The organism is Paenibacillus anseongensis (assembly GCF_009757995.1).
Classification (GTDB): Bacteria; Bacillota; Bacilli; order Paenibacillales; family NBRC-103111; genus Paenibacillus_E; species Paenibacillus_E chondroitinus.
Genome location: NZ_WSEM01000037.1, coordinates 39,561 through 63,657, shown reverse-complemented (window position 1 = coordinate 63,657; position 24,097 = coordinate 39,561). Strand labels below are relative to the sequence as shown.

General features: G+C 45.5%; 16 protein-coding genes and 1 other annotated feature. Of the genes, 13 read left to right on the top strand and 3 right to left on the bottom strand.

Going from position 1 to position 24,097, the window contains the following annotated elements:
• Nucleotides 1–9: 9 nt before the first annotated feature.
• The 5 genes from GON05_RS40010 (at nucleotide 10) to asd (ending at nucleotide 10,660) form a co-directional block, all read left to right on the top strand.
• Entirely contained in the window at nucleotides 10–1,683 is a 1,674-nt protein-coding gene (locus GON05_RS40010) for an S-layer homology domain-containing protein (protein WP_157326061.1), read from the top strand.
• A gap of 26 nt (nucleotides 1,684–1,709) precedes the next feature.
• On the top strand, nucleotides 1,710–7,469 hold the full coding sequence (locus GON05_RS34550; RefSeq protein ID WP_157326060.1) for a glycoside hydrolase domain-containing protein: 5,760 nt from the start codon (nucleotides 1,710–1,712) through the stop codon (nucleotides 7,467–7,469).
• 197 nt (nucleotides 7,470–7,666) lie between these two features.
• The gene (locus GON05_RS34545) at nucleotides 7,667–8,674 is read left to right on the top strand and encodes a DUF3231 family protein (RefSeq protein ID WP_157326059.1); all 1,008 of its coding nucleotides are present in this window, start codon (nucleotides 7,667–7,669) and stop codon (nucleotides 8,672–8,674) included.
• A gap of 125 nt (nucleotides 8,675–8,799) precedes the next feature.
• Nucleotides 8,800–9,108, top strand: a complete 309-nt coding sequence (locus GON05_RS34540; RefSeq protein ID WP_157326058.1) for a hypothetical protein — start codon at nucleotides 8,800–8,802, stop codon at nucleotides 9,106–9,108.
• Between the two features lie 72 nt (nucleotides 9,109–9,180).
• Nucleotides 9,181–9,444: a binding site (T-box leader), on the top strand.
• 130 nt (nucleotides 9,445–9,574) lie between these two features.
• Entirely contained in the window at nucleotides 9,575–10,660 is a 1,086-nt protein-coding gene (asd, locus tag GON05_RS34535) for an aspartate-semialdehyde dehydrogenase (RefSeq protein WP_157326057.1), read from the top strand.
• 80 nt (nucleotides 10,661–10,740) lie between these two features.
• Here the strand turns inward: asd and GON05_RS34530 are convergent, their stop codons facing one another.
• On the bottom strand, nucleotides 10,741–10,917 hold the full coding sequence (locus GON05_RS34530) for a hypothetical protein (protein WP_157326056.1): 177 nt from the start codon (nucleotides 10,915–10,917) through the stop codon (nucleotides 10,741–10,743).
• Between the two features lie 162 nt (nucleotides 10,918–11,079).
• Here GON05_RS34530 and GON05_RS34525 point away from each other — a divergent pair, with 162 nt between their 5' ends.
• Nucleotides 11,080–11,985, top strand: coding sequence for a YVTN family beta-propeller repeat protein (locus GON05_RS34525; protein WP_246239713.1), 906 nt, complete (start codon nucleotides 11,080–11,082; stop codon nucleotides 11,983–11,985).
• Between the two features lie 8 nt (nucleotides 11,986–11,993).
• Here the strand turns inward: GON05_RS34525 and GON05_RS34520 are convergent, their stop codons facing one another.
• Nucleotides 11,994–13,028, bottom strand: coding sequence for a stalk domain-containing protein (locus tag GON05_RS34520; protein WP_157326054.1), 1,035 nt, complete (start codon nucleotides 13,026–13,028; stop codon nucleotides 11,994–11,996).
• Nucleotides 13,029–13,145: 117 nt separating this feature from the next.
• On the opposite strand from GON05_RS34520, the gene GON05_RS34515 reads away from it, so the two are divergent.
• On the top strand, nucleotides 13,146–13,934 hold the full coding sequence (locus tag GON05_RS34515) for a class I SAM-dependent methyltransferase (protein WP_157326053.1): 789 nt from the start codon (nucleotides 13,146–13,148) through the stop codon (nucleotides 13,932–13,934).
• Nucleotides 13,935–14,045: 111 nt separating this feature from the next.
• Here GON05_RS34515 and yicI read toward each other — a convergent pair whose 3' ends face one another.
• A complete protein-coding gene (yicI, locus tag GON05_RS34510; RefSeq protein ID WP_157326052.1) occupies nucleotides 14,046–16,367 on the bottom strand; it encodes an alpha-xylosidase in 2,322 nt (773 codons plus the stop codon).
• A 128-nt stretch (nucleotides 16,368–16,495) separates the two neighbouring features.
• Here yicI and GON05_RS34505 point away from each other — a divergent pair, with 128 nt between their 5' ends.
• The 6 genes from GON05_RS34505 to GON05_RS34480 all read left to right on the top strand — a co-directional run bounded on the left by GON05_RS34505 (nucleotide 16,496) and on the right by GON05_RS34480 (nucleotide 24,000).
• Nucleotides 16,496–17,377, top strand: a complete 882-nt coding sequence (locus GON05_RS34505; RefSeq protein WP_157326051.1) for an AraC family transcriptional regulator — start codon at nucleotides 16,496–16,498, stop codon at nucleotides 17,375–17,377.
• A gap of 67 nt (nucleotides 17,378–17,444) precedes the next feature.
• Nucleotides 17,445–19,169, top strand: a complete 1,725-nt coding sequence (locus GON05_RS34500) for a sensor histidine kinase (protein ID WP_157326132.1) — start codon at nucleotides 17,445–17,447, stop codon at nucleotides 19,167–19,169.
• The gene (locus tag GON05_RS34495) at nucleotides 19,162–20,265 is read left to right on the top strand and encodes a response regulator (RefSeq protein WP_157326050.1); all 1,104 of its coding nucleotides are present in this window, start codon (nucleotides 19,162–19,164) and stop codon (nucleotides 20,263–20,265) included. Before GON05_RS34500 ends, GON05_RS34495 begins: the two co-directional genes overlap by 8 nt.
• Before the next feature lie 160 nt (nucleotides 20,266–20,425).
• Entirely contained in the window at nucleotides 20,426–22,132 is a 1,707-nt protein-coding gene (locus GON05_RS34490) for an extracellular solute-binding protein (RefSeq protein ID WP_157326049.1), read from the top strand.
• 75 nt (nucleotides 22,133–22,207) lie between these two features.
• Nucleotides 22,208–23,098, top strand: coding sequence for an ABC transporter permease (locus GON05_RS34485; RefSeq protein ID WP_127450381.1), 891 nt, complete (start codon nucleotides 22,208–22,210; stop codon nucleotides 23,096–23,098).
• A gap of 17 nt (nucleotides 23,099–23,115) precedes the next feature.
• Entirely contained in the window at nucleotides 23,116–24,000 is an 885-nt protein-coding gene (locus tag GON05_RS34480; protein ID WP_127450379.1) for a carbohydrate ABC transporter permease, read from the top strand.
• Nucleotides 24,001–24,097: the final 97 nt, after the last annotated feature.

Sequence of the window (24,097 nt, the reverse complement as noted above, 5' to 3'; positions counted from 1 at the left end):
CTGACGACGGTGAAAAAATATATAGCGGCCATTATGGCGTTGTTGTTCGTGCTCTCACCGGTTTCGGCTCGCGCAGCAGCTTCATTTACACTTGCCCTAAGTGTAGATGAAGTGCAGCGTGGCGAAGAAATCCAGCTGTCCGGGACGGTTACGAACAATGCGAAAGATGTAGTGGTTAAAATTATTCGTCCTAATCAAACGACGTTTTATATTAATGCAATAACTCCGGTACAGGGTAGCTACACGGCGAAGGTTACGATACCGGATGACAAGGATTTTGCACCTTTTGGCTTGTACCAAGTTGTTGCTGGTAGTGATAACTTAACGGAAACCAAGAATTTCAAAGTCATCGACCCGAACGGTGGCGGAACAGATCCAACGGATCCGACAGATCCGGGAAATCCAACGGATCCAACAAATCCGGGAAATCCGTCAAACCCTGGTGATACTCAGCCTGACGATAGTGGCTCTGGATCCACACCAACGGATCCGAACACCATCCCAACCAATGCCGGTAAAACCGCAGATGGCATCGTTCAGCCCGAGAAATCCACGGACGGACGCTACCTGCTCGGCAGCGAAACAATGAATCAAGCCATCCAGCAAGCCAAGGATTCTGTTACAGTTCAACTGCCGGCAGCGACTGGCGATGCAGGCACGGCGCTGGAGTTACCGGCGAAATCCTTGCAGGATTTGAAGGATAAAAACCTGGATCTTATTCTTACCTATGAAAATAGTACGGTTCGTTTCCCGGCTAGCGCTATTTCGGCTTCAGGTGAACAGCAATCGCGTATTCGCATTGATCTGAATACAGCTTTAACATCGGATGCGAAAAGTTTGTTGAATCAATCACTTCAGTCCAATCCGGATTACAAGTCAACCGGCGTTATCCTTTCCGTTGAAATCAAACTGATTACCGGAGACAACGCAGTTGAAATCCATCACTTGGACAAACCAGCGGTAGTAACAATGGCATTAACGGAAGAGCAAGAGAAGGCAATCAGATCGGACCTGGCAGGTGTGTATCACGTGAACGGAACCAACGTTGAATATGTGGGAGGAACCGTCTCCAAAGGGACTTTCACTTTCACGGCTGAGCACTTTTCCTACTATACGATTCTAGAGTATAACAAAACGTTTGCAGATCTCGCAGGACATTGGGCGGCAAAGTCTGTTCAGTCGCTTGCAGCCAAACAGATCGTTGAAGGCGTAGATGAGCAGCATTATGAGCCAAATCGGAGCATCACACGGGCAGAATTCGTTACCCTGTTAATGCGTACATTGAAATGGTCCGGTCATACAACTCCGCAAGCGGGTTCAAATCCTTTCTCGGACGTTGCAGCTAATGCTTATTACACCGAACAAGTCACTGGCGCTGCATCACTAGGCATTGTTTCCGGTTATAACGGAGCCTTCCGACCGAACGATATCATTACACGTGAAGAAGCTGTTGTTGCGCTTGTTCAAACCGCCAAGTATTTCAACGTAGTGGGGGCGAATAAAGCTGAACCAGCTTTTGCGGATACAAATGATATTTCATCATGGGCTGCTGCTGCGGTTAATCAAGCTTGGTCAAAAGGATTAATTGAAGGAGATGGCGCACGCTTCAATCCGAAAAGTTCCGTTACACGGGCTGAAGTTGCGGTCATGATCACTCGGTTGCTGCCGAACGGTTCTTTATAAAACGAAAGCGGGAGGACCCCATCGTAATGTGGAAACGCAAAAAAATAATTTCAGTTGTAATGACGGTATTGTTCTTATATAGCTTGCTGGCGCCGTTAGCATTGGAAGCCGTTGCTGCGGCTGCGAATCCCTCCATTCAAGGAATTGAAACCAGAAATGTGGCCTTGAATGCCACAGTAACAGCATCTGGACAATGTAATGTGAATGAGAGTCCAAGTAGCGCAGTTGATGGCAAGAATGACACGAAATGGTGCGATAATTCAGGTGTAGCCAATAAGTGGTTAGCACTCGATCTAGGCAAAGTCTATAACATCAATGAATGGATTGTAAAAAACGCAGGAATCAGTGAGTCGGGGAATTTCCCCTTCTGGAACACCAAGGATTTCCGTTTGCAAAAAAGTAATGACGGACAAACGTGGGAAGATGTCGATGTCGTAAAAAATAACGTGCAGACGATTCTTAACCGATACGTCCCGGCGTTCTCTGCACAGTATATCAGGTTCTTTGTGGACAAAGCGGCTTACGACAGTAACACGGTTCGTCTGTATGAGCTGGAAGTATACGGGGTGGATGCCGATCAACTTCCGGCTTACCCGGCGACTAATCTTTCCCCTGTGGATTACGTAGACCCGTTTATCAACACATTGGGAGATAACGGGCAGACGAATCCAGGTCCAACCACACCGTTTGGTCTGGTTTCCTTAGGACCGGATAGCGATGGCGGAGCATTTAGCGGATATTATTACCAGGATAAATATTTAAAAGGTTTCTCGCATCTGCGTTTTAGCGGCGTAGGCTGCAGCGGTGGGGGCGGTAACATCTTGATGATGCCGGAAACACGCTCTTTTACAAAAAATAGTGCTGAGTATAAGCAGTTGTATGATAAAAGCAGCGAAAATGCTTCTCCCGGCTATTATGGCGTGAAGCTTGCATCCGGTATTGGTGTTGAACTTACTGCTTCTCATAATGTTGGTTTCCACCGTTATACGTTCCCAGCGGCTGATACGGGTTCTGTACTGGTTGATCTTTCCAACTCTTATGCGGGCATGATTGATGCTAACCTGACTGTTGAAAATAACAACGAGATTTCAGGTATGATTCAATCTAAGAATGTGTGCGGACATGGCTATTACACCATGTACTACTCTATTCAATTTGACCATGATTTTGACTCCTACAGTTCTTGGCAGGGAGATGCAGTTGGAACAGAAGCTAAACGCAGCGGCTCCAACAGTGGCGTATGGGTAAATTTTAATACAAAAGACAATAAAGTGGTTCAAGCGAAGGTTGGTCTATCGACAATCAGTGTAGATCAAGCGAAATATGAACGTACACATGATATTGCCAATTGGGATTTCGATGCTCAACATAACCTTTCCAGAAGTAACTGGAGTAAAGAGCTGAACAAGGTTGAAATTACCGATGCTGATGAAACGAACAAACGTGTATTCTATACGCAGTTGTATCACACGTTCCTTCATCCGAATAATGTGACCAGCTCAAATGGGACATTTAAGGCAGCAAGGGATGAGAACACGATTCGTCAAACCTCCGAGTTTGGTAACGATTTTGACTACTACAATGGTTGGACGACTTGGGATGATTTCCGGAAATATTCCTTGTTCTCACTGCTAGAGCCTAAGAAATACGAAAACATGGTGAAATCCATGGTTGACGTCTACAATACCCGTGGTTCCTATCAGCAGTGGGGGGAAGGATATTGGCCGAGCCCAACGGTAAGAAATGAGTTTAATGGAGCCGTTATTGTCGATGCTTATGCCAAAGGATTTACCAATTTCGATGTGTACAAAGCGCTCAAAGGCATGGCTGTTGATGCGGACAATTTCTCGATCAGCGACACCGAGATTTCCGGGAAACTGGAAAAGGCAAACAGCGCTTCCTTCCCAATGAAGTTAGCTCAGTTGATCGGAGATCGTGAAACATACGAGAAATACAAAGAGGCAGCTTTGTCTTATAAGAGCCTATGGAACGCCACTCAAGTCGATGAGAAAGGCGACCAACGGGGCTTCTTCACACCGAATGGTCAAACCGTAAATAAGCAAGATATTTTAGCCGTCGATAAATACGCTTATCAAGGCAATCTGTGGTCGTACCGTTGGTCCGTACCTCAGGATGTGAATGGACTGGCGAGCTTAATGGGCGGTAAAAAAGAAATGGCGGAAGAGCTTCAACATTTCTTCAAAATCAACGAGTACATGGCGATTAACGAACCTGATTTACATGTTCCTTATTTGTTCAACTACTTGGGATATCCTTATTTGACGCAATATTATGCAAGAGAATATACAACGGAAGTCGTTACGCAAAAATACCACAACCATGGACCTTACGCATTCCCGATGAAATCCCGTGTCTATCGTGATGATCCAGAAGGATATTTGCTATCGATGGATGATGATGCAGGCGGTATGTCTTCGTGGTTTGTTTACAGCAGCATGGGCTTGTTCCCAGGAAATCCGGGGGAAGCGAATTACTTGATAGGTTCGCCGATTTTCTCTGAATTAAAGCTGCATCTGGATAATGGTAAAACTTTTACCATCAAAGCGAACAACGTTTCCAGTCAAAATCGTTTCATTAAATCTGCACAGCTGAATGGCAAGAATTTCGATCAAGCCTGGATTACTTACGACGACATCATGTCTGGTGGTACCTTGGCTTTTGAAATGGATGCCAAACCGAATACAAGCTGGGGAGCATTGGCAAGCGCGGCACCTCCGACGATGGATTATAATACCGACATTACCAACACATTAAGTCATCAAAAATTGATTGCTGAACAATCTGTATGGAAATACCATGATAAAGGCCAGTACGCAGGCGATGGCTGGATGAACTTGGCTTTTGACGATAGCTCTTGGGCTTCTGGGCAGGCTTTGTTGGGGTATGACAGTTTGGGCAGGGTAAAAACCAAAACAAGCTATGGTCCGGATGCGAACAATAAATATCCGACGACCTATTTTAGAAAAACGTTCGAGATGTCTGATGTGAATGATATTCTTGAATTGGATGCTAGTCTGATCCGTGATGACGGGGCAGTTGTATATCTGAACGGACACGAAATTATTCGTACGAATATGCCGACAGGTGAAGTGAGCTACAACACCAAAGCAAATGCAACCGTAGGCGATGAGCGGGATCGCAATAGCTACGTGATTGATCCTTCGTATCTGGTCAAAGGCACGAACGTTGTGTCCGCAGAGGTTCATCAGGTGAATGCAACGAGCTCGGATATTGCCTTTGAGTTTAGTCTCGAAGCGGTGAAAAAGATGACGAAGCCAGCAGCGCCAACAGGAGCTGTCGTGGATGATAAAGCTAACACCTTCGGATGGACAGCTGTCCCTGGCTTCAATCAAGCAGCTGACTATGAGTTCAGCACCGACGGCGGCGTGAAGTGGAAACAGGCAACTGCAAATCCGCAAACTGTAGGACCGCTCGATTATGCAGCAGGCCAGATTCAAGTTCGCGTTAAAGCAAATGAAGACTCGAATATAACGTTTGGTCATGAATTGATCTCGCAGGCGGCCTTTACATCAGATATTCAATGGGATGTTTATGATCTCAAAGCAGATGTAAGCCGGAATGGCAATATGGCTGTCAACGTTACTGGAACATTGAAAGGCGATTACGGCGATTCGGCTGTTGTTGTCTTCCAGCTCATGGATGAGAATGAGCGGGCATTAATGTCCAATAGCGTGCCTGTAGAAAAAGGAAGCTTCCAGCTTTCGCAGCAATTTAACGTGAACGCAAGTAAATTCCAGATGAACGTGTATCTGGTCGATGCCTATAACGGGAATATCTACGATTCCTTATGGCTGGCGGAACCGATTATCTCGAAGCCTGAGCCTGGAACTCCTTCAGGACCGAAGCCTCCGGTCGTTGTAGACCCTGAGCCGCTTCCTGACCCACTTCCGTTACCGGACAAAACGGAGGATGAGGAAGAGCCGCCTACACAGGATGGCTTAACGATCCAGTTCGAGAATCGCACCGAATGGTCACCGGATGTTAATACTTTTAACAATGGCCCATTAAAAACAGAAACAGGGAATAACGGGACGGTTGTATCCAACACGTTTAACGGAGCTTGGCTTTCTTTTGACCAATTTAATTTTGGTACCAAAGGCGCTAATCAGATCACGGTTGAGTATGATGCTCCGACGAATAAAGTGCCAGTGGACAGTAAGCTGGAAATCAGATTAGGCGCACTGGATGGTGAACTGGTCGGGACTGTCAACTTGACAAATTCCGGGAATGGTTGGGGAACCTATAAAACGGTGAGCGCTCAATTGAACAAAACCGTAACGGGGCTGCAGAAGGTATATGTGGTCATGAAAGGCAGCACAACAAGCGCGCTTCCATACATTGGAAACTTCGACCGTTTAACCTTTGCAATGGGTAGAAATGACTTTGCGAAGCTGGAATTGGAAACCTATGATGATTGGTCGACAGACCTGAATCCGGGTAACTCACAACCACTGAAAACAGAAGGTGGAAAAAGCGGGCAGCAGGTTGCAAATACCTACAATGGGGCATGGCTTGCGTATAAAGGAATGAATTTTGGCAATGAAGGTGTTAACCGTTTGTCTGTTGAGTACGTAGGTAATTCGACAAACACCGCAGCGGATTCCGCCGTCGAAGTTCGATTAGGCGGAGTCAACGGTACGTTAGTCGGGAAACTTGCAGCACCTCCGACAGGAAGCGGATGGGGTACTTATAAGACGGTTACTGGCGATTTAACACAAAAGTTAACCGGCATTCAAGATGTGTACTTCGTGCTTACGGGAACGACAAACGCGACACTCAAATACATCGGTAATTTCGATAATGCCAGCTTTTCGTATGCGAGTCCAACTAGAAGCGACTATGCTAAGTTGGAGCTGGAGAAGTACGATGAATGGACAACTGCTGTAAATGTTTATAACAATAATAGTCCGCTTAAAACAGAGAATGGAACAAGCGGGCAGCAGGTTGCCAATACCTTTAACGGCGCATGGATTGCATATAAAAAAATGGATTTTGGCACACAAGGTGTTAACCATTTGTCCATCGAGTACGTAGGTAACACGGCGAATACGGCAGCCGATTCAGCTGTCGAGGTTCGATTAGGCGGAGTCAACGGTACGTTAATCGGGAAACTCGCGGCACCTCCGACAGGAAACGGATGGGGCACCTACAAGACGGTTTCTGGCGATTTAACGCAAAAAATTACCGGCGTTCAAGATATATACTTCGTATTTACCGGAACGACGAGTGCGACATTCAAATATATCGGAAATTTCGATAACGCGAGCTTTTCGTATGAGCTTCCAATTAGGAACGATTATGCCAAGTTGGAGTTGGAGAGCTTCAATGAATGGACAACTGCTTTAAATGTATACAACAATTCTCCGCTCAAAACGGAAAAGGGAACTAGCGGTGATCAAGTTGCTAACACCTTTAACGGAGCGTGGCTCGGTTTCAAGAAAATGAACTTCGGCAGCGAAGGCGTGGATCGCGTTGCCATTGAGTATTCAGGCAACAGCGGCAGCTGTCCTACCGATGCGGCTGTTGAGATTCGTCTGGGTGGTGTAAACGGTACGTTAGTCGGGAAACTCTCCACACCTCCGACTGCAAGCGGATGGGGAACTTACCAAACCGTGACGGCTGATCTCACTCAAAAGCTAACTGGGCTTCAAGACATCTATGTTGTCTTTACAGGAACAACTAACTCCACTAAGAAATACATTGGTAATTTCGACAATGTTAGGTTCTCTTTAAACGTGCAGTAACATACAGGCTGTAAGTAAAAATAATAAGGGCTATTCCAAAGGTCACTGACCAGAGGGGTAGCCCTATTTTCATAGCCAATTAGGCAAAAGGATTCGCGGTTTCAAGGATTCTGGATAAACCTTCCCCGATAGGAAATGATAAATGAAAGTAAACATCAGGAAGAGATCACGTGAATTTACATAAAGGAGTCAACCATATGGCATCAACCGATATCCCATTGACATCGTCTGAAATAGGTAACTTGTGGATGACCTATCAAGAAAAAACCATGTTGCTTCGCTTTTTGGAATATTTCCTTGAAAACGCAGAAAATGAAGAGGTTAAAAAAATTCTGAAAGCAACGTACGATTCCAGTGATCAAATAGTAGCGACGATCAAACACATTTTTGAGCAAGCAGGAGCAGTCATTCCGCTAGGATTTACTGCAAATGACGTTAATAAAGGGGTTCCCAAGTTATTTGATTATCTGTACGAACCTATGTTTTTGCTTATGATAAGCAAGATTGAAGTTCCACTTTTTGCGTTTCATTCTACGATGTCATATCGGAAAGACATCAGGGAGCTCTTTAAGCAGTTAACAGCAGAATCACAAGAGATGTACGATCAGTGCGTGCAATTCCTGGAGGAGAAAGGGGCTTTATCGCGGCCGCCCTATATGTCCATGCCCACGGAAGTAACCTTTATTCAAAATGATAATTATTTATCAGGGTTCCATTTGTTTAAGGATAAAAGAGCGCTGAATGCGATTGAGATTTCGCTTTTGCATCATTCGATTGAAACGAATCTTACAGGGATGCAGCTAATGATTGGTTTCGCTCAAGTTGCTCATGATAAGAAAGTGAAAGAATATTTTGTAAAAGGCATGAAATTGTCTAAAGAAGTTGAAACGGCCTTGGGTGAATTTCTCCGGGAGGATTACATTGAGCCTCCTGCCACCCACGCGGGGAAAGCGACCAACTCCACCGTTTCTCCATTTTCTGATAAAATCATGATGTATCTCACCAATTTATTGGGTTCGTTCGCAGTTGGAAGCCATTCGCTTGGCGGAGCTTTCAGTTTGCGTAGTGATTTGCCGGTTGCACTCGCGAGACTTGCTCAAAAAATTATCCCCTTTGTCAAAGAAGGCGGGGAAATCATGATTGAGCATGGTTGGATGGAAGAGCCGCCACAAGTGGAAGACCGCAGACAGCTAACCAAATCATGATGTCCAGTACATGGATAACGAACTAGCCAATTCAGTCATTGGATTGGCTTTTTTGCATCAAATCGCGCTAGCAATTTGCGTGATTTTGCAATAAAATAGGTTGGTGAACGAATGGAGGAATGGTTTTGAGCCAACGCTATCGAATTACAAGAGCTTTGCAAGTCAATGACAACTCGGAAGCTGTCATCACATTGGAAGAATGCAAGCAGTATTTTGCATCCCAATCTGATTTTTCCTATACGCCTGTGTTTACGATAACCGGTACGACCACGATGTCCATCGAGGGTGATTTCTTCATGTGGAGTTATGGAGACAGCAAGATTCCCTTCCGGCATTATCAGGGGGATGTTTACGTGTCAGGCACGAATGAAGCCGTGATTCCAAGGATGATGGAAGTTGCGAGTGATTTAAAGGCGGACATCGTAGGCGAATAATTTGTCCTATTTTCGAAATTTCAAAAAATTTGTTTACGTTGGAATCGATATCTGATAATATTATCGCAACATTCAAATGCGACGAAGAGAAGAGTAAATAAATGAAATCTTTCACAGAGAGCTCCGTTAGCTGAAAAGGAGTAAAGAATTCTTTATTGAAAAAAGGCTCAGAGCAGCGCATCGGAACCGGGAAAGATGGGGATGGTGTGCCAGGAGCTCCTGTTACAGAGCTAAAGTATCCGCATTACACGGTAATGCCGTACTTGAAGAGGCTAATATGGCGACATATTGGCGAATCTGGGTGGTACCACGAGGAATCCAAATCTCGTCCCTGAGGCTATAATAGTCTTGGGGGTGGGATTTTTTTGCTTTTAAAAAAGAAATGCAGGTTACGCGCTGATTAGGTACACCAATTCAGACTTATTGAATAGTTTATCATACCATTTTGAAAGGATTTGAATATCACATGTCAGAAAAATTAAAAGTGGGTATTGTCGGAGGAACAGGAATGGTTGGGCAGCGTTTTGTTGAATTGCTGGATCAACATCCTTGGTTTAAAGTAACAGCGATCGCAGCTAGCAGCAGCTCTGCGGGCAAAACATATGAAGAATCTGTGCAAGGCAGATGGAAACTGGCTACACCTATCCCTGAAGGCGTGAAACAAATTGTTGTTCAAGATGCTTCGAAAGTGGAAGAAGTAGCTTCTGAAGTTGATTTCATCTTCTGTGCCGTCGATATGAAAAAGAATGAAATTCAAGCATTGGAAGAAGCTTACGCCAAAACGGGCACGCCTGTTATTTCTAATAACTCGGCTCACCGCTGGACGCCTGATATCCCGATGGTGATCCCGGAAGTGAATCCAGGGCATATTGAAGTGATCGCGGCACAAAGAAAACGTCTCAGAACTTCAACGGGCTTTATTGCTGTTAAGCCTAACTGCTCTATTCAGAGTTATGTGCCGGCGCTTCATGCTTTGCTGGACTTCAAACCAACCCAAGTTGTGGCATCGACGTATCAAGCCATTTCCGGAGCGGGCAAAAACTTTACAGACTGGCCAGATATGCTGGATAATGTTATCCCTTATATTGGCGGCGAGGAAGAGAAAAGCGAGCAAGAGCCGCTTCGTATCTGGGGCAGCATCGAAAATAATGCCATCGTTAAAGCGAGCTCCCCTTTGATTACAACTCAATGTATCCGCGTTCCTGTAACAGATGGACATTTGGCGACGGTTTTTGCATCCTTCGAGAAAAAACCGTCTAAAGAAGAAATTCTTGCTCGTTGGCTGCAGTTCAAAGGCCGTCCGCAAGAGCTTGAGCTGCCAAGCGCACCTAAGCAGTTCATCACTTACTTCGAAGAAGAGAATAGACCGCAGACGAAACTTGACCGTGACATCGAGCGCGGTATGGGTGTCTCCGTAGGTCGACTGCGTGAGGATTCCATCTACGATTACAAATTCGTAGGATTGTCGCATAACACATTGCGCGGAGCGGCGGGCGGCGCTGTTCTGATTGCTGAACTGCTGAAAGCAGAAGGCTACATTCAAGCGAAATAAAAATGTAAATAAAACAGCAAGCCTTCCTATTTATTAGGGGCTTGCTGTTTTTTGTTTTTAAAATATTTTAAAACCGTGAATCAATAGGAAATGCCGAATTTCTCGTCCAAATCTTGCGAAATTTGCACGAGATCCCTCCAAATATGGTGACACGACACATGGATGTTATTCAGTTCTGTCCAGCCTTTATCTATTTCGACAATCATTTGTTCAATATCTTGATTTGTGATTTTTCTTTGTTCTGTATTGGTTCGCATAGGAAGTCCCTCCATGACAACGTTTCATATCATATATTTTCGTCATGCTGATCCCGTATGAGGGTGTTGCATGCAGAGTTTGCATATTCTTCGTGATAACAGCCGTTCCCTGGGGCACATCTCCCAACATAAGATTACTTAGGAGTGTGATCCCTTGTGACCATGAATAGACGTATACCCTCGTTTCATTTCGCCTACGTTACGAATTTCAACGACAATTCCATCTCGGTGATTGATACCCGAACCAGAAAGGTCAAGGCAACGATTAAGACCGGAAGAGGTCCCTTTGAGATCGCGGTCACCCCCGATGGGAAACATGCGGTTGTCATCAATAAAACTGATAATACCGCTCAAGTCATCCAGCGAAGTACGAATAAAATTATTAGCACGATCCCAGTTGGAAAAAGTCCATCGGATGTAGGAACATCGCCTAAGTACGTGTATGTTACGAACGCAGCCGATAATACCGTTTCAGTTCTATGTATAAAGAAGAGAAAGGTCATTCAAACGCTAAAGGTAGGTAAGAGACCGATAGGTGTAACTGTCACACCGCAGAAGATAGGACAAAGAACGCTAGGTTTCGTAAGCAATCACGACAGCAATACGATTTCTATTTTTAATGCGAAATGTAATAAAATCATAGACACCATTCCTGCTGGAGTGGGTCCTGATCAAATTGCTTTTACCCAAAATAGCAGATTGGCTTATGTGACCACGAATAACAACGTTTTGGTCATTGGTACAAGAAGCAGAAGGATTCTTAGCAAAATTAAAGTCGGCTCAACACCTGTGGGAGTAGCGATAACGCCAAACGATCGATTTGCTTATGTCGGTAATGAAGGAGATAACACCGTTTCCGTCATTATGCTTAAGAAAAATAAAGTGATAGCTACTGTTCCGGTAGGCAAGAAACCCGGCATCGTCGCTATCACGCAAAACGGCAAATTTGCCTATGTGGCTAATTTTGGAGAAAATACCGTCTCTGTTATAAGAGTCCGGGATAATAAAGTCATAGACACGATAAAAGTAGGAAATGCTGCCTCGGGACTAGCCATTATCCCACTTTGATGTAGGAATTAGAACATTCTTCTAGCCGTGGCAAAACGTTTTTTCCATTTATCAGTAAAGTCTTCATAATGTACGCCTTGTTCTTTGGAATAAGTATGAAGAATCCGCCCGTCTCCTGCATAGATGCCAACATGCCCGATATCGAGCCCGCGTGCGTCAAAAAATAACACATCACCTTTGCGCAGCTCATCTAGAGGGACTTCCGTTCCTTTCAATGCTTGGTTGTAGGAGACTCGCGGGAGATCGATTGACAATGCTTGCTTGAACACATATTGGACGAATGAGGAGCAGTCGAATGTCTTGGTTTGACCGGATTCCGCCCCGAATTCATAAGGCGTTCCGAGAAATTTGGCTCCAAAAGCGAGCAAATCATCGGCTTTTTTATCTGCTGAAGCGACGCTGGCGTAATCCGTATATTGGGAGGCTGCAGAAAGGAAACCAATGGTCTTGTCCTTCGTCTGCACCTCCAACCAGTTGGCATCGACTTCCCGAATGACATGAATGTTCTCGCTTTTCGGAATCATTCGAAGCACTTGCCCACTCGTATTCGGAGTGTCCCGCAGATTGACGCCATATTCAATCTTGGTTTCATATTCATTCGCCGAGGAAATGGTAATTGATCGCGAATATTCATGCCACTTCACGATATTGCCCAGCGTTTCACTTATTAATCGAAGCGGAATCATCGTGGAGCCGTCAATAATTTTACCTGCGATCGGCATATCCAGCTGGTCTTTATTTTTATAAGCGGTCATGTCGCCAATGCGGTATGTAAAAACGATATCATTTTTCGTAGCGGTAACTGTTCGTGTGTTGTCATCCCAAGCAACTTTTGCGCCTTCAGCCTCAAAAATTGCCCGAAGTGGAACGAGACTATAGCCATCTTCGATAACGGGAGGCGTCTCAAAGCTCAACGGATGGCCATTGAGATAGACGGGAAGCGACGTGTCCGTCGTATCTGCATGAGTAATTGCTGCCGGGAGCATGCCCATGAGCAGAAGCATCAACGCGGTTCCAGTTTGCAAGCCATTTTTTATCTTCATATCCTATACTCCTTAGTTGACTTTAGTAATGTTTAGACGCAGAAGAAAGCTTGTTTGTTGCTCTAAAATTTGTGGTAAATTAAGGATATGGGCAAAGGAGTCGAAAAAACTGGGGGGATGGATGTGCAAGAGGAGTTGTCGAGAGCAAACAAGAAGGCTTGGGAAACGAAAGCGTATCAAGCTTGGGTGCAGCATTTTGGGACACCGGCTGAACTTGCCGAAGAATTGAAACAGGAGCACAAACATCATCTGCGATACTGGCTAAAATACATAGGAGATCCAAATGGGAAGCGAATGATTAATCTTCTTGGTTCGCACGGGAGGAAAGCAATCTCTTTTGCGATGTTAGGTGCGGATGTAACCGTCGTGGACATCTCTGAAGAAAACCACTTGTACGCCAAGCAAGTTGCCGATGCCGTCGGTGTGAAGCTCGACTATATTTGCTCGGATGTCTTGCAAATCCCGAATGAAGAGTCGCTTGGCCAGTTTGACATCGTGCTGATGGAGTTTGGCGTTCTGCATTATTTCACTGATCTTAACGCTATCTTTGAGGTGGTCCGTCGCAGGCTTGGGAACAAGGGCCGGTTTCTGTTGACCGACTTTCATCCTTTTGCACGAGCTTGGCTGAACACGGTTAATCTGACTCAACCAAGCGGCAACTATTTTGAAAAGGAGACCAGAGAAGGGGAAGTCGCGTTTGCTAAGTTGCTGCCTGAGGAAGAACGCTCCGGATTGGAGAAGGTTCTCGTGCGAAGCTGGACACTTGGCGAGATTATCACAGCCATTGCGGCTTCCGGGCTTGTGATACGCGCATTGGAAGAGATACCAAGTCCTTCGGATGCAAGGTTTCCTGAGTTTTATACGTTAGTGGCTGATAAGGTGGAGTTGGAGCTATCGCCGCTTTGAAGTGATTCAGCTTAAGCCGGAAGAAAGTTAGGAGAAGTGGTAAACAGCACGCGAGCAACAAAAAAAGGCAGTTCCCAAAAGTAGAAACTTCTACTTGGGGAACTGCTTTTCTTATAACTTAACGACTACATGCGTTTTGCCCGTTCCAGGCGTAAGCACGATGCCGTTAGCGGAATCGATCCATTCCGCGCCATCTACGCCGGCGACTTCATGAATGCCGCGCAGCACGATCGTGTACGGCTTCTTTGCCCCTTGCATGAAGAAGCTCACTTCTTCATCTCGGCGAACAGCCTTCACAGTCATTTCCAGCTCGCCTTGCAAGCTGTACAAATTCGCTGCAGCGCTGGCGCCATCCTGCAGTTCAAACAAATGCAGGGATACACCATCCGCGTAGTCGTAGTCAGGTTTCTGATCGTTCGCGCCGATTGCGAGCAACGAATTCGGTTTAACCAACAATGGCAGCGTCATGTAACCATGGGTTTCTTCGTGCCATTTCCCGCCTTCAACGATTTGCCCGCCAAAGAAGTCGGTCCAGCGACCTTCCGGCACATAATACATCACTTGCCCGCGATCATTAAAGATTGGCGCCACGAGCAGGTTGTCGCCTAACATGTATTGCGTATCCAAATGGTGCGTGGAAGGGTCAGCAGCATAATCGAGCACCATCGCGCGCATCATCGGAATCCCCATCTCGGTCGATTGGATGGCACTTTCAAACAGATACGGCATCAACGTGCTTTTGAGCTTCGTAAAATGCCGGAGAACATCAACGGCTTCTTCGTCAAACAGCCACGGAACGCGGTAAGACTCGTTGCCGTGCAGTCGGCTGTGGGAAGACAGCAGGCCGAAGGCGACCCAGCGCTTATAAATATCAGGCGGCGCTGTTTTCTCAAAGCCGCTGATATCGTGGCTCCAGAAGCCAAAGCCGGACAAGCCGAGCGACAGGCCTCCGCGCAGCGACTCCGCCATGGAGTCATAATTGGCCGAGCAGTCGCCGCCCCAGTGCACAGGGAATTGCTGGCCGCCTGCTGTGGCTGAGCGGGCAAAAAGCATCGCTTCATTTTTGCCAAGTTTTTCTTCCAACACCTCAAAGACAGCCTTGTTGTACAGGAAGGTGTAATAGTTATGCATTTTCAGTGGATCAGATCCGTCATGGTACTTAACATTCGTAGGGATGCGCTCGCCAAAGTCCGTTTTGAAGCAGTCCACACCCATATCAATCAGCCGTCTCAAATGCCCCTTATACCACTCCGTTGCTGCTGGGTTCGTGAAATCGACCAGCCCCATGCCAGCCTGCCAGAGATCCCACTGCCACACGTCATCTTCCAACGTTTTGACCAAATAGCCTTGCTCCATGCCCTCTTTGAACAGTGGAGACTTCTGGCCGATATATGAGTTAATCCATACACAAATTTTGAGGCCTTTGTCCTTAAGGCGTTTCAGCATGCCTACCGGATCGGGGAACATGTCGGCATCCCACTCGAAGTTGGTCCATTGATATTCTTTCATCCAGAAGCAGTCAAAATGGAAAACATGCAGCGGAAGGTCGCGTTCGATCATCCCGTCGATGAAGCTGTTCACGGTGGCTTCGTCATAATTCGTTGTGAAGGACGTGGTTAACCACAAACCGAACGACCAAGCTGGCGGCAGGGCGGGTTTTCCAGTCAATTTGGTGTAATTGTTCAGAACGTCTTTCAGCGTTTGGCCGCCGACGATGAAATACTCCATGTTTTCGCCAGGTACGCTGAATTGGACTTTGGAGACGACCTCGGAACCAACTTCGAACGAGACATGCTCAGGATGATTGACGAACACGCCGTAACCTTTACTCGATAAATAAAAAGGAACATTTTTGTACGCTTGCTCGCTGCTTGTGCCGCCATCTTCGTTCCAGATGTCAACCGCTTGCCCATTTTTCACGAAGGGGGTGAAGCGTTCCCCAAGACCGTAAATGTGCTCGCCGACGCCAAGGTCCAATTGTTCGCGGAAGTAAACATCTTTGTTATCTGTTGTGATGTGCCCCGCGCCTTTGCTATTGGAGCCGGTCAAACGTTTCTCTTCGTAAAAGAACTCCGTTCCCCAAGTCTCCTGTTTATTTATTTTGACACTTAGATTGCCGGATTTAAGCGTCACCTGGTTACCGCTCTCATCTATAGTGACAGGCGTCAGCGGATTTTCGAACAATTCAAAAGCCGGTCCCTTTGTTTGCTTGCCTGCATGATGCGTCCAACGTACACGGATGACATCAGCGATTGGGGAGCTAATTTCACAAGTCAGCAAGGCGCCGTTTAAGGTATCGCCTTTTCGCTGAATCCTTCGCGCAGCGGCATAAACCGTAAGACTGCTGCCGTTTTGCTCCACTTCGCGGACATCGACAGGGTTCAAAACTGTGTATCCTTCTTTTGCCATCCAATAGCCATTCGAAAATTTCATTGCCATCAGCCCTTCGTTGTAATTTAATATAAGTATATTGATTTATAAATCGCTTTCCTTTCTTTATATTGCTGGAATGTATCAGTATTTTGACATAGGGCTTAATTTTGTGAAGGAGGAACGAAGCTATGCAGCAAGCGCATTTAAAAGAAGACCGTGTTCACGGCGACCCGCTATATCCCATTCGTGTGTATGAAATTTGCTGTCGGCCAGGGGAAGAACTGTTAGACCTTCATTGGCATGATGAGTTGGAATTTCTAATGCTCACGAAGGGAAAGGCCACATTTCGCGTTTCTATGGATGATTATGAACTGGAGGCGGGTGAAGCGATTTTCGTGAATGGCGGTCAGCTTCACTCGGGTTACATCACCTCAGAAGAAGAGTGCTGCTTCACAGCCGTGGTGTTTCACCCCGATATTGTAGGAAACGGGCGGTTTGATCTTGTGGGCGAGAAATATATCACACCGCTCATCCAGCAGAAATATGTCATTCCTGCCCATATCTCACGTCAAACGGCAGGCGAAGTAGAGCTGCTTGAACTGCTGCTGCAAGTGTTCGATTTGAACATTAACGAATTACCGTTATATGAATTGACGACAAAAGGATTGCTGCAATTAATTATTTCGAAGCTGATGATGTTGGGAGGGCCATCTTATCGTGAACTTCCCCCTGCGGTGAGCCCGACGCATATTGACCGGTTAAAACTCATTATCGAATATATTCAAATGAACTATAGCGGGCCCATTCGCTTGGAGGAGTTAGCAGCGCTCGTTTCCTTCAGCGAGTCTTATTTCTGCCGATATTTTAAAAATTTTACTGGAAAAAGCCCGCTGGAGTACTTAAATCAGGTACGGTCACAGCGAGCGGCTTACCTGTTGAAGGATACGGATAAGAAGATTACGGAAATTTCGCTGGATGTGGGGTTTAATACGCTAAGTTATTTTATTGGTGTGTTCAAAGCGCATTTTGGTTGCACGCCATCCGAATATCGCAGAAAAGCCCATGCATAAGGAATGGAAACAGAATCAGGGGTGAAGTCATGTGTTTGTTAAGCTAAGAGATTATTTGAAGTCGTGGATGTACGATTATTTAACTTTAAAAAAGCGGATATTTATCATCTTTCTCTGCAGTACGCTGATACCGTTTATTTGTATCGTTCTTATTTCTTATTACACGATTTACTCGATCCTGACGAATAAAATTCAGAACGGGATACAGAGCAATCTGAAGCAAGTCGAACTCTCCTTGGAAAGCACGATCAGTAATTTAAATCACGTTTCTCAGCAGCTTGCTTTTGCAGGGAGCGTAGGGAAAAAGCTGGATCAGATGTTATCGCTTCCGCCAAGCCAAACCTATGAACGATCACAAATGATCAGCAATCTAAGAGATGAATTAAGCTTAGTTACCTTTACGAATCCAAATATCGGTCTAACCTTGTATTATTTTCAAAAGGATAATACCTATGATCTCGAAAATGTAGGGGTTAAAGATAATTTCTCTCCTGAAAAGCTGCCGTTGCTGGCGGAATACTCAGGAATTTCGTATTATGGCCCTCATATCAGTAACAACCGGTTCGATAACAACTTTGTTTTTTCAGCACTGAGGAAGGTGGATTTGCCCATGCGCGATGACGTGTATGTCTACATTGAATCTGGGTTCCATCTGACGCAAAACATTCTGAACAATGATCAATTCGGCGGTGGGAATTATCATATTTTTCTCGACAATAATGGTCGAATTGCCTATACAGAACTGCCCAATGCGTTCGTGAAAGATACGATCTTCCCGAATTTCTCCAGTGAGAGCACGCACGGCAAGCAGAATGAATTTATTTGGTTTCGGCAGGCCAGCAATCAAGGGTGGAGTATCGTATCCGTCATTCCGAAAGCTGATTACAATAAGGAAATGAATCGGTGGTTTCTGCAAATTTTAATGTTTGCGCTTATTTTTCTAGGGATTAGCCTGCTGATGGCATGGCTTTTATGGAAAATGGTCTATGTTCCTTTGAATGGATTTAATCGAGAAATCAAGTTGATGGCGCAAAATCGCGTGCAAACGCTTAACGTAAAAACCAAAATACCGGAGTTTGACTTCCTTTTGAACCAATTTAGACAGATGAGGGAGCAGATTTGGGAGTTGTTCGCCGAGGTTGAGCATAAGGAGAAGCGGCGAGTGGATCTTGAAGTTGAGAAGCTGCTGTATCAAATAAATCCTCATTTTCTGATGAATACGCTCGATACGGTGCACTGGTTAGCCCTTATGAATGGTCAAAATGAGATCGATCGCCTTGTTTCTTCCCTAAATAAGCTGCTGCATTACAATTTAGGCAAGCTGGGAACCGCATCCACAATTAATGAAGAAATTGAGGCCTTGAAGCAATATTTGACGCTGCAGCAAATTCGTTATGACTTTAAGTTTGATGTCCAAATGCACGTTGATGAAGACGTTTGGAGCATGCCGGTGCCACGGTTTATCCTCCAACCGCTGGTGGAAAACTCTCTGTATCATGGGCTCAGCGACGATGGGTATATCCGGGTAGATGTGAATTTAACGAATGCCATTCTGATCTCTATTCAGGATAACGGTTCAGGGATGTCGGAAGAAACGATTCAAAACCTCCTGCATAATCCGGAAATCGAGAACAAAAAAGTCGGCATGGGGATTGGGTTGAATTATGTGAAGCGGATGCTCGAATCGCAGTACGGCGATAAGGCGGAGCTGCGTATACAGAGTGTAATCGGCAAAGGGACAACGATATTTGTAACGATACCTATTATGGAGGGGAACCGCCGTCATGATTAAAGTGATGATTGTCGATGACGATAAGTTGGTGCGTAAAGGGCTGATTTCTGCCATGCCTTGGAGCGAGTTTGATATGGAGGTTGTCGGAGAAGCGAGCAACGGCGAGAAGGCGTTGGAATTCATGGCTGACCATGCCGTCGATTTACTGCTCACGGATTTAGCGATGCCCGTCATGTCGGGGATTGAGCTATTGAAGATTGTGCGCAAGCAATATCCGGCTATGTATACCGTTGTGCTCACTTTCCACCAGGATTTTGAGTATATCCAAGAGGCGCTGAGGCTTGGCGCTATTGATTATATTGCCAAGGTGCAGCTGGAAAAGGAGCGCTTTGAAGAAGTGTTGGGGAGAATTCATAAACGGATTCTGGAGGAGCCAAAACCTGCTCCGCAAGCACCGGACGTCTTCTACGAGGGGGTTGGCTCACAAGACGAAACCGTTCCGCAAGTGGACAAGGCTGTGCCGGATCTAGATCAAGTGAAGGAACAATGGTCGGGGCACGAATGGATTCATCAAGATCCGTTATTCGCTGCTCAGGTCAAACAGTTAAAGCATTTGCGGTTGCCGCAAACCAAGCTAATCGGGCTTTTATATACGTTAACGGATAAATGGAATCTATTATTCCACCCTGTTCATATGGCGAAAATTGCGTTGCCGGACGCTTTTGAAAACTGGCCGGAAGTTGAAGCGTGGTTAACCGATACGCGTGACATGATCCGCAAGGCGATGGACAAACCGGCCTTCTCACAAGAGGTCGTCGAATGTGTGATGAAAGCCGTTCACATCGTCAGTGAAGAGATGCAGGAGCAGATTACTGCGGCAATCATTGCGAAGCGGGTGAATATGAGCAGAAGCTACTTCAGCCAATGTTTCAAAGAAATTATCGGCATTAATTTTAGCGAGTTTTTGCGCAATAACCGAATCGACAAGGCGAAGGAATATTTGCTTTATACGAATAAGACGATTTTGTGGATTGCTGAGCATGTAGGCTATATGGATGAGAAGTATTTTAGCCGCAGCTTTCGGGAGCAAACCGGATTATTGCCAAGCGAGTATCGGCTAAAGCATGCAGCAGGTAGAGAAATGTCCGAAAGTTAGGGGGTCAAATGCCGGAAATTCCGATGATTGGATGCGAACGCCAGCAAAATCTCGGTCAATTACCCATCTAAGGTGTAACCGTTTTCCCTCCTTGCAGGGGCATAATTCGTGTTATTTTTATCGTGTAGACAAATTATATAAACGAAAGAAGGGGATTTATATGAGCAAGCCTAAAAAAAGCATGCTGCTTTTACTCGCAGGAATGCTAGTTGTCTTATCTGCCTGTTCGGAAGCGAATACGGCTAAGGAATCACCTAAAGCTTCAACAGCGGCTACACAAACTGCGGGTGCACAAACAGCAGCAGGCCCTTTCGCCAAATCAGAGAAACCGATTACGATTAAAATCGGGAAAGATGTTGACGCAGCGGACAAAAGCTTGCCTGCCGGAGACTCGCCGGAAAGCAACCAGTATACCCGCTATATTAAAGACAATTTGAATATTGATACCAAAATTGTTTGGCAAGCGGCAAGCGGGAAGGATTACGATCAAAAAGTTAACCTATCTATTGCCAGCAATGATTTGCCGGACGCTCTTGTTGTGAAAGACACGCAGTTCAGACAAATGGTGAAAAGCGGTCAACTCGCTGATCTGACAGAGGTTTATAACAAATATGCCTCACCGGCGCTCAAAAGCATCATTGATAGTACAAAAGGTCTTGCACTTAAATCAGTTACCGTAGATGGAAAAATGTATGCCCTTCCGAACGTCACAACGGAATCGGACATGGTTCATATGATGTGGATTCGCAAGGATTGGCTGGATAAGTTAGGCCTGCAACCGCCTAAAACAATGGATGAACTGGAGAAAGTAGCCAAAGCCTTTGTCGAGCAAGATCCAGACGGAAACGGCAAAGCGGATACGATCGGGATTTCAGGCCCGCAATTAGGCGGCTTGTTGAATGCAGATTTTATCAACCCTAACAATAATAACTATGGTTTCGATCCGATTTTCGCTTCCTACCATTCTTATCCAGGATTTTGGCTAAAAGGTGCTGACGGTAAAACAACATACGGTTCCCTTCAGCCAGAAACGAAGCAAGCGCTCTCTAAGCTGCGCGATCTGTATTCCAAAGGCTTGATTGACAAGGAAATGACGATTCGTAAGGATGCTCAAGAGCTGATCAAAAATGGAACTTCCGGTATTTACTTCGGTCTATGGTGGGCTGGCGGATACGGTCCATTAGCGGATGCCATCAAAAATAACCCGAAAGCGAACTGGCAGGCTTATGCGGCGCCTCTGGATGTAAATGGCGAATTTACGCCACACATGGGGAACCCGACGAATCAGTATCTCGTTGTTCGGAAAGGGTATGAGCACCCAGAAGCTGCTATTCAAATGGAAAACTTGTTGCTGCGTGACGAATCCAAATTCGATGTGAAAGTAGCCATTGGCAACTATCCATTACGTATCGTATATGCTCCAATGGATGAGATGGACGTTACGTACAAAATGATGAAAGAAGTGCTTGCCGGTACTAAAAAACCGGAGGATTTGGATCTCCCAGGATACAAATTGCTGAAATCCGATGCGGAAAAAGTGAAAAAAGTGAAGCTGGAGCCTTACGACAAATACGATATACAGTATTGGGATCCGAATGCGGATTTAGGTACATGGAAACGGATGTATTCAACACTTGTAGGGATATCTGCACTCCAGCTGCCTTATAAGAAAACCTACAGCGTAACGTACTCCCAGACGAAAACGATGGAAAGCCGATGGGCTGCACTGGATAAATTGGAAAAAGAAACGTTCCTCAAAATTATTATGGGTGCTGCGCCGTTGGAATCCTTCGACAAGTTCGTCGAGGACTGGAAAAAGCAAGGCGGAGATCAGATTATTAGTGAAATTGAAGCGAACTTGAAATAGTCGCAAGGGCACACCAGGCGCCAGACTACTCTGGCGCCTTTCCCTTAACAACAAAGAATGGAAGTGATTGATAGGATGGTTACGAAGGGTTTTGCCAAACATTACTATCTCATGCTTCTTCCTGGCTTTATATGGTTGACGCTGTTTAGTATCGTGCCTATGTTCGGCATTGTCATTGCTTTTCAGGATTTTAATCCAGGTTTAGGCATTTTTCATTCCGAGTGGGTCGGGCTGGAAAATTTCAAGTACATGTTTTCGTTGAATGACAGTAAAACGGTTTTTTTCAATACCTTGTTCATTGCTGTTATGAAAATTATTGCGAATATGATAGTTCCGCTGGTCTTCGCGTTATTGTTGAATGAATTGCGCATCGCGGTGTTGAAGAAATGGGTTCAGACGATTGTTTATTTACCGCACTTTTTATCTTGGGTTATTCTTTCCGGTATTTTGCTTGATATCTTGTCCTATAAAGGACCTGTTAACGGGTTGCTGGGGTTCTTCGGCATCAGTCCTACACTGTTTTTCGGCAAGGCGGAGTTGTTTCCTTTTATCATCGTTGGAAGTGATGTTTGGAAGGAATTCGGTTTTAACACCATTATCTTTTTGGCGGCTTTAACGGGGATTAATCCGGCGCTGTACGAAGCGGCTGCGATTGACGGCGCTACGCGCTGGCAGCGATTGCTTCACGTCACGCTACCCGGCATGATGACAACGGTCATTTTACTTTCGGTGCTTAGCTTAGGGAATGTCTTAAATGCGGGTTTTGACCAAATTTTTAACTTGTACAATCCACTTGTGTATTCAAGCGGTGATATTATTGACACTTGGGTCTATCGGACAGGTCTATTGAATCTGCAGTATGGATTGGCTACGGCAATGGGGCTTTTGAAATCCATCATTAGTTTTGCGTTAATTACGACTTCCTATGTGCTAGCCGCTAAGTTTGCAAATTATCGTATTTTTTAATATAAAGGAGCAGGATTATGGTCAGAGAAACAACAATAGGCTCCAGAGTGTTCGATCTTTTCCTTATCGTGCTGCTGGTTGGCATCGCTCTTCTGTGTGTGCTTCCTCTCTGGTACACGCTGGCTGTTTCGTTAAGCGACAATGCGGCAGCGTCCTCGGGGCAGGTCAGTTTCTGGCCGGTGGGATTTAACTTGAATTCCTATCATGAAATTATGGGCGACAGCAAATTTTTCAATTCCTTTTGGATCTCGATTCAGCGTGTTGTTCTGGGATCGACCCTGAACTTTGTTATTATTGTGTTGATGGGGTATCCTTTATCCAAAAATACGAAAGATTTGCCGTTTCGCAACGTCTTGATGTGGATTTTGGTATTCACGATGTTATTTAACGGCGGCTTGATTCCTTGGTATCAAACGGTTAAATCGCTAGGTCTGATTAATAATATCTGGGCGTTAGTCCTTGGGAACAGCGTTCCGATCTTCAGTGTCATCCTGGTCATTAACTATTTCCGTAATTTGCCGAAGGAACTGGAGGAAGCGGCACTCGTCGACGGTGCAGGTCCTTGGTATATGCTTGTAAAAATCTTCATCCCGCTGGCAGTGCCTGTACTCGCGACTGTGACCTTGTTCAGTATCGTTTATCACTGGAATGAGTTCTTTAACGGTCTAGTGTTGATGTCGAATGCCGATCATTATCCGCTGCAGACCTACATTCAACAGCTGGTAGTTATTGTGGATGCCAACACCATGACTGCGGAGCAAATTCAGAAGATGAGCGAGCTTTCCAACCAGACGCTGAATGCGGCAAAAATCTTTATTGCGATGATCCCGGTGCTTGTCATCTACCCGTTCTTGCAGCGCTTTTTCATCCATGGGATTACGCTTGGTTCTGTGAAAGAGTAATGAGAGATTTAAAAATGGCTGGCTCTGTGTAAACAGAGCAGCCGTTTTTCTGTTATACGACGCTTGAACGATTGGAGTGAAGGTGTACAGCGAGATC

Coding starts and splice junctions, on each gene's coding strand:
- GON05_RS34500 (WP_157326132.1), top strand. CDS start 17,445: ATGTACGATTATTTAACTTTAAAAAAGCGGATATTTATCATCTTTCTC.
- asd (WP_157326057.1), top strand. CDS start 9,575: ATGTCAGAAAAATTAAAAGTGGGTATTGTCGGAGGAACAGGAATGGTT.
- GON05_RS34495 (WP_157326050.1), top strand. CDS start 19,162: ATGATTAAAGTGATGATTGTCGATGACGATAAGTTGGTGCGTAAAGGG.
- GON05_RS34490 (WP_157326049.1), top strand. CDS start 20,426: ATGAGCAAGCCTAAAAAAAGCATGCTGCTTTTACTCGCAGGAATGCTA.
- GON05_RS34525 (WP_246239713.1), top strand. CDS start 11,080: ATGAATAGACGTATACCCTCGTTTCATTTCGCCTACGTTACGAATTTC.
- GON05_RS34530 (WP_157326056.1), bottom strand. CDS start 10,917: ATGCGAACCAATACAGAACAAAGAAAAATCACAAATCAAGATATTGAA.
- GON05_RS34480 (WP_127450379.1), top strand. CDS start 23,116: ATGGTCAGAGAAACAACAATAGGCTCCAGAGTGTTCGATCTTTTCCTT.
- GON05_RS34550 (WP_157326060.1), top strand. CDS start 1,710: ATGTGGAAACGCAAAAAAATAATTTCAGTTGTAATGACGGTATTGTTC.
- yicI (WP_157326052.1), bottom strand. CDS start 16,367: ATGAAATTTTCGAATGGCTATTGGATGGCAAAAGAAGGATACACAGTT.
- GON05_RS34485 (WP_127450381.1), top strand. CDS start 22,208: ATGGTTACGAAGGGTTTTGCCAAACATTACTATCTCATGCTTCTTCCT.
- GON05_RS34515 (WP_157326053.1), top strand. CDS start 13,146: ATGGATGTGCAAGAGGAGTTGTCGAGAGCAAACAAGAAGGCTTGGGAA.
- GON05_RS34545 (WP_157326059.1), top strand. CDS start 7,667: ATGGCATCAACCGATATCCCATTGACATCGTCTGAAATAGGTAACTTG.
- GON05_RS34505 (WP_157326051.1), top strand. CDS start 16,496: ATGCAGCAAGCGCATTTAAAAGAAGACCGTGTTCACGGCGACCCGCTA.
- GON05_RS34520 (WP_157326054.1), bottom strand. CDS start 13,028: ATGAAGATAAAAAATGGCTTGCAAACTGGAACCGCGTTGATGCTTCTG.